The organism is Pseudomonas sp. KH_021, from assembly GCF_057838865.1.
Genome location: NZ_CM174477.1, coordinates 1,249,206 through 1,262,693, shown reverse-complemented (window position 1 = coordinate 1,262,693; position 13,488 = coordinate 1,249,206). Strand labels below are relative to the sequence as shown.

11 protein-coding genes and 1 pseudogene are annotated in these 13,488 nt (G+C 60.8%); 6 read left to right on the top strand and 6 right to left on the bottom strand.

The window, feature by feature from the left end; all coding sequences use genetic code 11:
- Nucleotides 1-50: 50 nt before the first annotated feature.
- Complete coding sequence (locus AC3IX4_RS05920; protein WP_489259673.1) at nt 51-476, bottom strand: potassium channel family protein; 426 nt, start codon at nt 474-476, stop codon at nt 51-53.
- A 178-nt stretch (nt 477-654) separates the two neighbouring features.
- Between AC3IX4_RS05920 and AC3IX4_RS05915 the strand changes: the two genes are divergently transcribed.
- The gene (locus AC3IX4_RS05915) at nt 655-942 is read left to right on the top strand and encodes a hypothetical protein (protein WP_489259672.1); all 288 of its coding nucleotides are present in this window, start codon (nt 655-657) and stop codon (nt 940-942) included.
- On the opposite strand, the pseudogene AC3IX4_RS05910 reads toward AC3IX4_RS05915, so the two are convergent.
- A pseudogene (locus AC3IX4_RS05910) lies at nt 914-1,552 on the bottom strand (cation:proton antiporter domain-containing protein); the annotation flags it as partial. The gene AC3IX4_RS05915 and the pseudogene AC3IX4_RS05910 sit on opposite strands and share 29 nt — an antisense overlap.
- Before the next feature lie 391 nt (nt 1,553-1,943).
- Between AC3IX4_RS05910 and AC3IX4_RS05905 the strand changes: the two are divergent.
- Genes AC3IX4_RS05905 through AC3IX4_RS05890 form a run of 4 tightly spaced genes read left to right on the top strand, consistent with a single transcriptional unit; the run spans nt 1,944 to nt 5,037 of the window.
- The gene (locus AC3IX4_RS05905; RefSeq protein ID WP_489259671.1) at nt 1,944-2,291 is read left to right on the top strand and encodes an ArsC family reductase; all 348 of its coding nucleotides are present in this window, start codon (nt 1,944-1,946) and stop codon (nt 2,289-2,291) included.
- A 45-nt stretch (nt 2,292-2,336) separates the two neighbouring features.
- Nucleotides 2,337-3,371 (top strand): 2,3,4,5-tetrahydropyridine-2,6-dicarboxylate N-succinyltransferase, encoded by a 1,035-nt coding sequence (gene dapD, locus AC3IX4_RS05900; protein ID WP_489259670.1) that lies wholly within the window; start codon nt 2,337-2,339, stop codon nt 3,369-3,371.
- Between the two features lie 53 nt (nt 3,372-3,424).
- Complete coding sequence (locus tag AC3IX4_RS05895; protein WP_489261219.1) at nt 3,425-4,630, top strand: aminotransferase class V-fold PLP-dependent enzyme; 1,206 nt, start codon at nt 3,425-3,427, stop codon at nt 4,628-4,630.
- Complete coding sequence (locus tag AC3IX4_RS05890) at nt 4,627-5,037, top strand: SufE family protein (RefSeq protein ID WP_489259669.1); 411 nt, start codon at nt 4,627-4,629, stop codon at nt 5,035-5,037. The genes AC3IX4_RS05895 and AC3IX4_RS05890 overlap by 4 nt, the downstream gene beginning before the upstream one ends.
- Here AC3IX4_RS05890 and tcdA read toward each other — a convergent pair.
- Nucleotides 5,016-5,843, bottom strand: a complete 828-nt coding sequence (gene tcdA, locus AC3IX4_RS05885) for a tRNA cyclic N6-threonylcarbamoyladenosine(37) synthase TcdA (protein ID WP_489259668.1) — start codon at nt 5,841-5,843, stop codon at nt 5,016-5,018. The genes AC3IX4_RS05890 and tcdA overlap by 22 nt on opposite strands.
- A 267-nt stretch (nt 5,844-6,110) precedes the next feature.
- On the opposite strand from tcdA, the gene AC3IX4_RS05880 reads away from it, so the two are divergent.
- Nucleotides 6,111-8,702 (top strand): glycosyltransferase, encoded by a 2,592-nt coding sequence (locus AC3IX4_RS05880; protein ID WP_489259667.1) that lies wholly within the window; start codon nt 6,111-6,113, stop codon nt 8,700-8,702.
- A gap of 478 nt (nt 8,703-9,180) precedes the next feature.
- Here AC3IX4_RS05880 and AC3IX4_RS05875 read toward each other — a convergent pair whose 3' ends face one another.
- The 3 genes from AC3IX4_RS05875 to AC3IX4_RS05865 are packed head-to-tail and all read right to left on the bottom strand — an operon-like array spanning nt 9,181 to nt 13,488.
- A complete protein-coding gene (locus tag AC3IX4_RS05875) occupies nt 9,181-9,834 on the bottom strand; it encodes a DUF1120 domain-containing protein (protein ID WP_489259666.1) in 654 nt (217 codons plus the stop codon).
- A 58-nt stretch (nt 9,835-9,892) separates the two neighbouring features.
- Nucleotides 9,893-11,041: a DUF1120 domain-containing protein gene (locus AC3IX4_RS05870; protein ID WP_489259665.1), complete on the bottom strand. Its 1,149-nt coding sequence runs from the start codon at nt 11,039-11,041 to the stop codon at nt 9,893-9,895.
- Nucleotides 11,042-11,052: 11 nt separating this feature from the next.
- Nucleotides 11,053-13,488, bottom strand: a complete 2,436-nt coding sequence (locus tag AC3IX4_RS05865) for a fimbria/pilus outer membrane usher protein (RefSeq protein WP_489259664.1) — start codon at nt 13,486-13,488, stop codon at nt 11,053-11,055.

The window sequence follows — 13,488 nt, the reverse complement described above, 5'->3', positions numbered from 1 at the left end:
TGGCAGACACGGCTTCAGTCATCATTCATTCAACCTGTCAGCGAAGCGGACTATTTGATTTTCCAGTACTTCTGCATTTCGACGAATAGAAATGACGCGGTCCAGGAGATGAGCACCAGACCTGTCAGCGCTTGCAGTCCGGTCAGGAACTTGAGGTCGCCAATGGGCGAGATATCGCCAAAACCGATGGTCGTATAGGTGGTAAAGGAAAAGTACACGCAGTCCATGAATGAGCCATCGAAGCTGCCCTGCAAACTGCCCCAACTGCCAGAGCGGGCCATCAGGTAATAGGCTAGCGCAAAACACCAGACTTCGACGGCATGGGCTATCAGTGCCCCGAATACCCCCACAACCATTCTGAACCGGCTCCAAGCTTTCAGCTTGGGTAGCCATTCATTCAGGCGCATCAAGCATTCGTAATGAATGATCACCGTGACCATCACCACCAGCGTATTGATTAACGTAATCGAAAGCATGGAAGCCTCGAACGCGCAGCCATGTTGCCTAAACAATAGACGCTATGGCGCCAGTAACGAGCCCAATAGCATATTGTGGGTATGACCTTCATGATCTATATCAACGACAAGGTAGCGGGATAGGCAATGCTTATCTTATGACCTCCACTGAGTCGGGATTGTGCTATGAAGTTTACTGATGCTCAGCGCTATCCGTTGTGAGAGTTCTGCTGGCATTTTTCATGAAATGACGCTGTTCAGGGCCGAAGATCGGCAAAGGTATGAGCGCGAGCTACTCAATGCCCGAATGCTCGTCGAAAGACACTTGGCAAAACACCTCAAGGATCAACGGGTAATGGATATTACCCACGACAAGCTGCGCATCACTTACGCCGCGGCTGAAGACAGAGCCCTATTCGCCGAGCAGCTTATCGGAATTGTCAGTCACGACCTGCGCAACCCATTGTCGGCGATAAAAAGCCATTGAAGGCAAACTCCAGCAGCGACCAGACACTTTTATTCAACAGCCGGGTACTGGTCTGACGCGGCAACAAATCGACCCAGCTTTGCATCATGCCCGCCGCCACCGCCGACAGGATGCCCGACACGCCCAAGCGCTCGACCAGCCAGCTCAATGCCACCCCGATGGCCAGGCCGCCACACGCAACGAACACGAATGACAGGCTGGCCTCGGTCAGCGAAAACACACCGGTCATGGCGGCGACCAGGGCAAACTTGAAGGTCACCAGGCCCGAGGCATCGTTCATCAGTGCTTCGCCTTGAAGCATTCGCATCAAGGGAACCGGCAAGCGGTCCTGGGAAATCGCCTGCCCCCACGACAGTGAACAGCACAAGGCCCACAGCCAGGGTCAGGATAGGGCCGCGCAACCGTCACAGATCGCTCTTGGGCATGCGCCAGCCATCTGAAAACAGCAAAGGCGGCAGAAACAAGAATAGAAACAATTCGGGGTCGAGCGCCACGTGCAGCCCCAGGGTTGGCCACGCCAGCAAAGCCCCGCAGCGATCTGGACCAGTGGCAACGGCAAGGGAATTATCCGTCCGACCAATCTGGAGAATAAGCAGACTGCATAAGGCAGGGTTCCTCTGAACGTACAAAACCTGGTGCTTTGGGGTAGGAGCCGGCTTTAGCCGCGATGAACGCACCGCGGTTTGCCTGATGCACCGCGGTGCGTTCATCGCGGCTAAAGCCTGCTCCTACATAGTAGCGACTCAGGCCCAGGTCAGACCGCTGCACAAAAGTCGCATAGAGCCAGAGAAGATGTTACGGGATGATACAAAGTGCTCTGATTCAATGGCTTAACCCACCGGGCACGCCTATGCACAACTGCAACAATGACGGTTTAGATTGAGCGCCAGTCGCTGCGGGACAAACCCGTGGCGCCAACGGGATCGATGTCGCATAATTCGTCGATTATGTTCACGGAGACTGTGAGGGCGTCCGATCAGCCGGGCACCTCGTATGAATCAATGGCTTACACTCTCTACGGCATCAAAGCCTGCGACACCATGAAGAAGGCTCGAACCTGGCTCGACGAACAGGGCGCCAGCTACAGCTTCCACGATTACAAGAGCGTCGGTATCGACCGAGAGCACTTGACCCGCTGGTGCAATGAGCACGGCTGGGAAGTGGTACTCAATCGCGCCGGCACCACCTTCCGCAAGCTCGACGATGCGCAGAAGGCCGATCTCGATCAGGCCAAGGCCATCGAACTGATGCTTGCGCAACCTTCCATGATCAAGCGCCCGGTACTCGATCTGGGGGGGCGAACCCTGATTGGCTTCAAACCCGACATTTATGCGGCGGCGGTCGAATAAACGACCGAAAACCAGCGCCCACTCCTATCGCAAAGAGGTAACTGCATGTCCACTACTCTATTCAGCCTGGCCTTCGGCGTCGGCACCCAGAACCGTCAAGGCACCTGGCTGGAAGTTTTCTATGCACAACCTTTGGTCAACCCATCGGCCGAACTGGTCGCCGCGGTAGCACCTGTACTGGGCTACACCGCAGGCAACCAGGCCATCACCTTCACCACCGCCCAGGCTGCTCAACTGGCCGAAGCGGTCAAGGCCATCGACCCAGTCCAGGCTGCCCTGCTGACCCGCCTGGCCGAGAGCCACAAGCCGCTGGTCGCCACCCTGCTGGCCGAAGACGCCGCCCTGACCTCCACGCCAGAGGCGTACCTGAAGCTGCACCTGCTGTCGCATCGCCTGGCCAAGCCACACGGCCTGAGCCTGGCGGGCATCTTCCCACTGCTGCCAAACGTTGCCTGGACCAGCCGTGGCGCGGTAGACCTGGGCGAACTGGCCGAGCTGCAACTGGAAGCCCGCCTCAAGGGCGAGCTGCTGGAAGTTTTCTCGGTGGACAAGTTCCCGAAAATGACCGACTACGTGGTGCCGACCGGCGTGCGTATTGCCGACAGTGCTCGTGTACGCCTGGGCGCCTACATCGGCGAAGGCACCACCATCATGCACGAAGGCTTCGTCAACTTTAACGCTGGCACCGAAGGCCCAGGCATGATCGAAGGCCGCGTCTCGGCTGGCGTGTTCGTCGGCAAGGGCTCGGACCTGGGCGGCGGTTGCTCGACCATGGGCACCTTGTCCGGTGGTGGCAACATCGTGATCAAGGTCGGCGAAGGTTGCCTGATCGGTGCCAACGCCGGTATCGGCATCCCGCTGGGTGATCGCAACACCGTTGAAGCCGGCCTGTACATCACGGCGGGTACCAAGGTTGCGCTGCTCGACGAACAAAACCAACTGGTCAAGGTCGTCAAGGCCCGTGACCTGGCTGGCCAGCCAGACCTGTTGTTCCGTCGCAACTCGGTTTCCGGCGCAGTGGAATGCAAGACCCACAAGTCGGCCATCGAACTGAACGAAGCGCTGCACGCTCACAACTGAGTGGCCAATCGAGCCCGGCCTGCGCCGGGCTCGATGCCCAGGGCCCAATCATCATGTTTCAGCTTTCCCCTTGGCGCGCGGACTTTCCCGCCCTCGCCGCCCTGCAACGGCAGCACCAGACCTATCTGGACAGCGCCGCCACCACGCAGAAACCCCAAGCCCTGCTTGACGCCCTCTCCCATTACTACGGCCATGGCGCTGCCAATGTGCATCGTGCCCAGCACCTGCCCGGCGCGCTCGCGACCCAGGCATTTGAAGACAGCCGGGAAAAGGTTGCCCGCTGGCTCAATGCCCCCAGCGCCCAGCACATCATCTTCACCCATGGCGCCACCTCGGCACTCAATCTGCTGGCCTACGGCCTGCAAGCGCAATTCGTGGCCGGCGATGAAATTGTCATCAGCGCCCTCGAACATCACGCCAACCTGCTGCCCTGGCAACAACTGGCACAGCGTAAAGGGCTCAAGCTGGTGGTGTTGCCGCTTGATCCGAACGGCCTCATTGACCTGGCCCAGGCTCGCAGCCTGATCGGCCCACGTACGCGACTGCTGGCTGTTAGCCAACTGTCCAACGTCCTGGGGGCCTGGCAACCCCTTGAGCCGTTGATTGCCCTGGCCAAGGCGCAAGGTGCCTTGACGGTAGTCGATGGCGCCCAAGGCGTGGTCCATGGACGTCATGACGTCACCCAATTGGGTTGCGACTTTTATGTGTTCTCCAGCCACAAGCTTTACGGGCCCGACGGCCTGGGCGTGCTTTACGGGCGCAGCGAAGCCTTGGCGCGGCTGGAGCACTGGCAATTCGGCGGCGAAATGGTCGCGGATGCCGACTACCACAGCGCCACCTTTCGCCCGGCACCGCTGGGGTTCGAGGCCGGAACCCCGCCAATCGCCAGCGTGATCGGTCTGGGTGCGACACTGGACTACCTTGAGAGCCTTGATCAGCACGCTGTCCTGCGCCACGAAGCCCTGCTGCACGAACTTTTGCTCAAAGGCCTGGGCGAGCGCAAAGGGGTACGCCTGCTCGGCCAGCCGCAAGTGGCCCTGGCCAGTTTTGTGGTGGAAGGGGTTCACAACTCAGACCTCTCGCACCTGCTCACCGAACAAGGCATCGCCGTGCGCGCCGGCCATCATTGCGCCATGCCTCTACTCAAAAGCCTGGGGTTATCGGGCGCTGTGCGAGTGTCGCTGGCCCTGTACAACGATTCCGAAGACCTCAAGCGCTTTTTCGAGGCACTGGATCAAGCCCTGGAGCTGTTGCAATGAGCTTGCCCGAACACGCCCAATCCGCGCTGGACGCTTTCAGCCAGGCCGCCGGTTGGGAGCAACGCGCTCGCCTGCTGATGCAATGGGGTGAGCGCCTACCGCCCATGACTGACAGCGAGAAAACGCCAGCGCATCGGGTGCATGGTTGCGAAAGCCAGGTCTGGCTGGTGGCCCGTCAGGAAAACGGCCGCTGGCAGTTCAACGCCAGTAGCGATGCGCGCTTGATTCGCGGCTTGCTGGCGTTGCTGTTGGTGCGCGTCGAAGGGCTTTCCAGTGCCGAGCTTGGGCAACTGGACCTGGCTGAGTGGTTCACTCAATTAGGGCTGGGCCGACAACTGTCGCCCTCGCGCAGCAACGGCTTGAACGCCGTGCTGCAACGCATGGCTCAACTGGCAGCGGGTGGCTGATCCGGTTTTTTCCGATCGGAGGGGCGGCGCACACCGGACACCAGCTTCTCCACTGCCTTGCTGGCGGCGACCATGCCAAAGGTCGCCGTCACCATCATCACCGCGCCAAAGCCACCGGCGCAGTCCAGCTTGACGCCATCGCCCACAAAGCTCTTCTGCAGGCAAATACCGCCGTCAGGCTTGGGGTAGCGCAATTGCTCGGTGGAGAACACGCAGGGCACGCTGTAGTTGCGGTTGACCGTGCGAGAGAAATTCCAGTCACGGCGCAAGGTTGAACGCACCTTGGACGCCAGCGGGTCATTGAACGTGCGGTTCAGGTCACCGACGCGAATCTGGGTCGGGTCGATCTGGCCACCCGCGCCGCCCGTGGTGATGATCTGGATCTTGCGCCGCTTGCACCAGGCGATCAGCGCCGCCTTGGCATTGACGCTGTCGATGCAGTCGATCACGCAGTCCAGGTCGTTATGGATGTACTCGGCCATCGTCTCGCGGGTGACGAAATCGGTGATCGCGTGCACCTTGCAAGCCGGGTTGATCGCCCGCAAACGCTCTGCCATGACCTCGACCTTGGCCTGCCCGACATTGCCTTGCAGCGCATGCAACTGGCGGTTGGTATTGCTGACGCAGACGTCGTCCAGATCGAACAGGGAAATCTCGCCCACCCCACTGCGCGCCATCGCTTCGGCCGCCCAGGAACCGACGCCCCCAATGCCGACAATGGCCACATGGGCGTCTTGCAGGCGCTGAAGTCCATCGACCCCGTACAAACGGGCGACGCCAGCAAACCGTGGATCTTCTGTACTCATGACCTGAACCCGAAAAAACCGGCGCGCATTATAGGCCGGACTGCCCAAGAGAGCACCCTGTGCATTGGCCGCGGCGCTAAACGGATGCCCGCCCATTAACAACCTTCAGCATAATCCTGCTTTAATGGTTTCACTGTCCCACAGTCCTGGACGACAATCGCGCCGGCAAGCGAACTTAATCTGCAGCCACACATCCAATACCCAACCGGATTAATACAAGCCGAACGCTGCCCTCGCCCGCTTCACCCTTTGGAATTCGAACGACCTATGTCATCGCGTAAATTTGGATTAAATCTGGTGATCGTCGTGGCTATTGCCGCGCTGTTCACAGGGTTCTGGGCGCTGATCAACCGCCCGGTGTCGACGCCCAACTGGCCGGAGCAAATCTCTGGCTTCTCTTACTCGCCGTTTCGCCTGGGTCAGACCCCTCAAAAGGATCAATACCCCACTGACGATGAAATGCGTCAGGACCTGGAGCAACTGAGCAAGTTGACCGACAGCATCCGTATCTATTCGGTTGATGGCTCATTGGGGGATATTCCGCGCCTGGCTGAAGAGTTCGGTTTGCGCGTGACGCTGGGGGTCTGGATCAGCCCTGACCAGGAGCGCAATGAGCGAGAGATCAATCGCGCCATTGAGCTTGCCAACACCTCCCGCAGTGTCGTGCGGGTCACAGTGGGCAACGAAGCACTGTTTCGCGAGGAAATCACCCCAGAAGAGCTGATCAAGTATCTGGATCGAGTCCGTGCGGCGGTGAAGGTGCCGGTGACGACCTCTGAACAATGGCACATCTGGAAAGAACACCCGGAACTCGCCAAGCACGTCGACCTGATTGCCGCCCACGTCCTGCCGTACTGGGAGTTCATTCCCATGAAGGATGCCGGCCAGTTCGTGCTCGACCGCGCGCGCGACCTCAAGCATCTGTTCCCGAAAAAACCGCTGCTGCTCTCGGAAGTGGGCTGGCCTAGCAACGGCCGCATGCGTGGCGGAGCTGACGCCACCGGGGCTGACCAGGCCATTTACCTACGCAACCTGGTAAACAAGCTCAATCGCCAGGGTTTCAACTACTTTGTCATCGAAGCCTACGATCAGCCCTGGAAAGTCAGCGACGAAGGCTCGGTCGGCGCGTACTGGGGCGTGTTCAACGCTGCTCGCCAGCAAAAATTCAACTTTGAAGGCCCGGTCGTGGCCATTCCGCAGTGGCGCGTGCTGGCAGTCGGCTCGGTGGTCCTGGCCATGTTGTCGTTGGCCCTGCTGCTGATCGACGGCTCCGCACTGCGTCAGCGCGGGCGCACTTTCCTGACCTTCATCGCCTTTTTGTGTGGTTCGGTACTGGTCTGGATCGGCTATGACTACAGCCAGCAATACAGCACCTGGTTCAGCCTGACCGTGGGTTTCTTGCTCGCACTCGGCGCCCTGGGGGTGTTTATTGTCTTGCTGACTGAAGCCCATGAGCTGGCCGAAGCGGTATGGATTCACAAGCGCCGGCGTGAGTTTCTGCCGGTACAGGCCGACAGCGCCTACCGCCCTAAAGTGTCGGTGCATGTACCCTGCTACAACGAGCCACCGGAGATGGTCAAACAGACCCTCAATGCCCTGGCCAACCTCGATTACCCGGACTTTGAAGTCCTGATCATCGACAACAACACCAAGGACCCGGCCGTCTGGGAGCCGGTCAAGGCACACTGCGAAACCCTGGGCGAACGTTTCAAGTTCTTCCACGTCTCCCCCCTGGCAGGCTTCAAGGGCGGCGCGCTGAATTACCTGATCCCGCACACCGCCAAAGACGCCGAGGTCATCGCGGTGATCGACTCGGACTACTGCGTGGACCGAAACTGGCTCAAGCACATGGTGCCGCACTTCGCCGACCCGAAAATCGCCGTGGTGCAGTCGCCGCAAGACTACCGCGACCAGAACGAAAGCACCTTCAAGAAGCTCTGCTACTCCGAGTACAAGGGCTTCTTCCATATCGGCATGGTGACCCGTAACGACCGTGACGCGATCATCCAGCACGGCACCATGACCATGACTCGCCGCTCGGTACTGGAAGAGCTGGGCTGGGCCGACTGGTGCATCTGCGAAGACGCCGAGCTAGGCCTGCGGGTATTCGAAAAAGGCTATTCGGCCGCCTATTCGCACAACAGCTACGGCAAGGGCCTGATGCCCGACACCTTTATCGACTTCAAGAAACAGCGTTTTCGCTGGGCCTATGGCGCCATTCAGATCATCAAGCGCCATACCGCCAGCCTGTTGCGCGGCAAAGATACCGAACTGACCCGTGGCCAGCGCTACCACTTCCTGGCGGGCTGGTTGCCGTGGGTGGCCGATGGCATGAACATCTTCTTCACCGTGGGAGCCCTGCTCTGGTCGGCGGCCATGATCATCGTGCCGCAACGAGTCGACCCACCCCTGCTGATCTTCGCGATCCCGCCGTTGGCGCTGTTCTTCTTCAAGGTGGGCAAGATTGTGTTCTTGTACCGTCGCGCCGTTGGCGTGAACCTCAAGGACGCCTTCGCCGCCGCTTTGGCAGGGTTGGCGTTGTCGCACACCATCGCCAAGGCGGTGCTGTACGGCTTCTTCACCACCAGCATTCCGTTCTTCCGCACCCCGAAAAACGCAGACAGCCACGGCTTGCTGGTAGCACTTTCCGAGGCGCGTGAAGAGCTGTTCATCATGCTGCTGTTGTGGGGAGCGGCCTTGGGTATTTACCTGGTGCAGGGCCTGCCAAGCGCGGACGTGCGCTTCTGGATCGCCATGCTGCTAGTGCAATCGCTGCCATACCTGGCGGCGATGATCATGGCCATGCTGTCGTCGCTGCCCAAGCCTTCGGATGCCACGGAGCCGGCAACGGCTGGCTGATCGTAGGAATTGGGTGTTGTAGGAGCGGCGGGGGCGCCTAGCCTTTAGCCGCGATGAATGCGCCGCGGTTTGCCAGACACACCGCGGTGTGTTCATCGCGGGCAAGCCCAGCTCCTACAGGCTGAACCTTGTAGGAGCGGCGGGGGCGCCTAGCCTTTAGCCGCGATGAACGCACCGCAGTTTGCCAGATACACCGCGGTGTGTTCATCGCGGGCAAGCCCAGCTCCTACAGGCTGAACCTTGTAGGAGCGGCGGGAGCGCCTAGCCTTTAGCCGCGATGAATGCGCCGCGGTTTGCCAGATACACCGCGGTGTGTTCATCGCGGGCAAGCCCAGCTCCTACAGGCTGAACCTTGTAGGAGCGGCGGGGGCGCCTAGCCTTTAGCCGCGATGAATGCGCCGCGGTTTGCCAGATACACCGCGGTGTGTTCATCGCGGGCAAGCCCAGCTCCTACAGTCAGTCCAGCAGGAATATTAGGTCAGAGGTAAACCACCTCCAGCGTTCCCTCCCCGTCAAATTCAATGTCTTCCGTGGTATCCAACTCTTGAGTGGGGGCCAATACCACCTCAACCATCAGCGTTGCGGTCAAATCACGTATGGCCACAGGGCCCGCACTGCTGCCCAGGGTATCGGAGAATCCCAGCAGCATATTGTTCGAACCGATCCGGTCCACTCTCAAGTCGGCACCATCCCAGCCCTGCCCACCACTGGTGGAGTCGGTGATGTAGATCTGCGAAATGTCGTCGGCCTGGATACGCTGTGGGTCGAATTGCACTTCGTACAAACCGATCTTGTTGCCGCTCTTATCCAACCCCAGGCCGTAATAGATACCGCTGTTGACCAGCGCCGTGCCGTCCCGATTGTCCTTCATGCGCAGCGCATAGCGGGTCGCGGACTCACAGGTCAATGTCAGACCGATGGGCAGGGCCCTGAGGCGCGTGCGGTTGGTCTTGCTCAGGTCCTGGACCGAAATCCTGCCAAAATCAACAACACCGCCACTGGAGAGCGACGGCGTGCAAGAGGCGGGTGTGACACTGCCGCGCACGATCAGCTCGGTGGTGGATTGAGCCTGCACCATGGGTGCGAACAGCAGGGCAAGTATCCCCGCCTTGAATCCAGTGCTGTAGTTCATCTGTTGCACCTCCTTCCTTCTGGATGTACCGCCTCGGCTGTGCCGAGGCGCTCGAGCATTACAGGTAAATGATTTCGATCGTGGCCGCCCCATCGATGTCGGCCCTTTCGGTCAAGGTCAATGTGTTGGCCGGGGCCAGATAGAGGTCCACGCCCAGCGTTGCGCTGAGTTGAGTCATGGCGCTGGGGCCTGAGGCTTTTTCGGCTGGCGTGGCAAAGCCCAGCAATCGGCCGTCGGGGTACAAATAGGCGATGGAGGCCGGTTGCCAGCTTCCACCGGCAGGTTGCCCGTGCAGAGCGTCAACGGAATGGCCATCTCCACTGGCATTGCTGCCGACCCACGCGACAAAGCTACCGAGTGACTGACCGACGCGGGTCTTGCCGATTCCGAACACGGCAGTGGCGTCGACCTCGCCCGCCGGCGCACGCACGCCTTGGGGGCGATTGTCGCGGGCGGCGAAGGCAAAGCGGGTGGGCGCATCGCACTGGACGGTCAATGACACGGAGCGCGAAAGCTTGGTCGCGCGATCGCGGGCCAAGTGCTGGGCGTTGGTACTGCCAAAGTCGACCACACCGCCATTACCCAGGCGCGGCGTACAGGCCGCCGGCGCGAAGCCTGCCTGCAGCCCCAATTCGCGACGTGCGCCGCCGACCTCCAGCACGCCGCTGTTGCTCCAGTTCACGGCATCCGGCCGCCCCAATGCCGCTTGATCCCCCCAGGCACTGATCTCAAGCCGGGCACTGAAGGAACGGCCTTGAGCCACACTACCCGCCTTGATCGCAGCCAACCCCTTGTCGGGACGCAAGGCGAGGGATGCATCGACTTGAGCCGGCGGCTGCCCTTCGGCCGCCACCTGGCCCAGGTCGACACGCTCGCCATCAAGCAGCGCATCGCTTATGCGCAGGGCATAACTGCCCTGCTCGGCAAAGCGATATCGCTCGGGGCTTGCAGCCATCGCACGATAAAACAACGTCATCGCCTGTGGCTGCGCGCAACTGACATTCAGGCGCAGGCTTCGGACGCCCAGGGGCAACTCGCCCCCTTGGGACTTGAGGGTGGTGCGGTTGAACAGGCCATAGTCGACTCCGGGCTGGCTGAGCGAGACTTCGCAGCCATCCGCCATAGCCTGGGCCATGGGGCTGACGATCGATGCCGCCAGCGCCAGGGCAGGCAACGCCATGCGATAGACAGTAGGTAAACAGGTCACAAGGGCCTCTCTCATGGCGTGCGGCACACGGCCGACGTGGTTTCGTAATAGGCCAGCAGGTCGGCCTTTTCGGGCAAGCTGAACTGCAGTTCGCAGGCGGGCTGTTCCGGGGCCTTGACCCACAGCACTGGGCTGAGCTCAAGGTTGGGGGCAAACACCACGCCGCCCTCCTGCACCAAGGTGACAAACTCGCCATTGCCATCCGTGACCAAGGCTCCGGCTGGCAACACGCTGCCGTCTGCCCCCGTGGCCAGCAGCAAGGCCCTGCGTGTACTGACCACGCCAAAATCGACCCGCGCCACCGACCCGCGCCCTGCCTGTACTACCGTCGCGCCGTTGTTGATATCGATATTGCGAGGCAAGGTTTTGGTCTGCACCTCAACGGGGCTATTGCCATAGGCCGAGAGCTGCGAGATCACCGCCTGGCCTTTGCCATCGGTCCAGACCGGACCATCGGGTGTCGAGACCTTGACCCCTGAAACTTCGCCAACCGATACCACCCCAAAGGTGTCCTGCAACGGATACGGCGACAAGGTGACGCCCCCTTCGTGAACCGCCACGCCACCGCGCATGCCGGCGCTGTAGCCACGGTTGCCATTGCCGTAGCCGGCATACCCCAGCTCAAGCTGTGCATAGCGCGGCAGCAGCGACACACCCGCGTTCAGGTCCAGCTCGCCGTCGCGGCTGTCATGCTCGGCCCCCAGCCGATAGCTGGCGGTATCGCTGAGCTGCTCCTGCATCGACACCCCGTAGCGGTTTTCTCCACCGCTGTTACGCAACGAAGAGCGCAGGCGGCGACGCTCGCCCAGCGGTAGGCTCACACTGAAATACACGGCGTTGTCGAGGCCTTCGTTGCCGCCCAGATTCCACTCGGCACTGGCCGATACTGAAACCTGGCCAAATCGCTGGCCCCAGGAGGCATAGGAGCGGCTGGACTGGCGTCCATCAAATAACGCTGAACGAGAATAGCCAGCACTCAGGCTGCCAAGCCAGGGTTGCGCCCAAGACACACCGGCGCTGTATTGATCGCGATAGCGTCCACGCTGCATGGACTGCTCGAAATCCAATTGAGTATCGATCAGGTCACGATAGCCACGGGTCTGCTGACCGTAGCTGCCGTTGACCGACCAGGCTTCGCCCAGGCGCTGGGAAAGCGATAGTTGAGTTTGCCCCCCGCTCACGCCTTCGCGGGACGCTTGTGAGCCTTGCACCAGCCACTGCGCCTGCGCCCCGTTCCATGGCTGGAGGCCAAAGCCCAATCCACCGGCATAATAGTCTTCGGCAGCCATCAAGCCGGTACTCAAGGTGGAGGTGATGCCGACCGCCTGAGTCCAGCCGCCACTGACAACCCAAGGCTCGCGCGCCACCCCGCCGGTGTCGCGCACTTGACCTGCGCCAAACACAAACCCCGGCGCGGGTACATCCAGCGCCACCATCGCCGAGGGTACTGTGAAGGTACGCTGCTCGCCGTCGGCCTCGATGACCGTCACCTCAAGGTCGGTACGCCGGTCAAGGCGCGGCAGGTTGCCCAAGGCAAAAGGCCCGGCCGGAACGACGGTCGAGTAGATCAGCGCGCCGGCCTGGCGCACTTCCACGCGCGCCTGGCTGTGGGCGATACCCTCGATGGCGGCCTGACGGGTAGGCGCCAGAAGTGCTTCTTCGGAACTCAACTGAACACCGGTAATGCGCGCACCCGCCAATACCGGGTTGCCGAGGCTGATCTGCCCGGCCTGCATGACGGTCCCAAGCTCAGCAAAGGTGCGCTGGGTGTAAGCATCCAGATGCTCGGTACGGCTAACCCCATCCACCGAGGTATGGATTTGATGGCTGCGCACAATCCAGTTTCCGGCGTTGAAACCCACCTCGGTATTGGCTGACCAGTAGTTGCTGCTCTGGCCATCGAACTGATTTCGCAAACCGAGCAGTTCGTAGTTGAAAAGGCCAGCCGTGCCGCCTGTGTGGTAAGCAGACAGATCCTGCTGGTGCTCCGGCACCTTCAAGGCCTGGGTCGGCACGATCAAAGCGACCTCGGCCGCAGCCGGGTCCAGGTTAACCCGGGTTTGCTCGTAGGTGCCTATGAAGTCCTGGCAGGTAGCCGCCTCATTGTCGGCCGCATCCTTCCACTGAAGACCCGCCGCGCTGATCAATGCCTGGTCAAAGCACAGATGGCCATCGCCATTGAATCGCGCATTGACCCGACCCCGTGGCTGATCGTTGACACGCAACGTGACCGAATGCACACCCGGCGTGAAGCGTGCAGCATCGCGCAAGTATTCGATCAGGCTGGGGTCAATGCCACGCTGGCGGAGGATATCGGCATCGAACTGCAATGGCTCTACGCTGCCAGCGGAGGCCTGGGCCAGGCTGTCGCTGGCCTGGGCGCAACTCAACAGGAATAGACCCTGGACCATGAGACCCCGAGCTGGACGTTCGAATAGGCGCTGCAT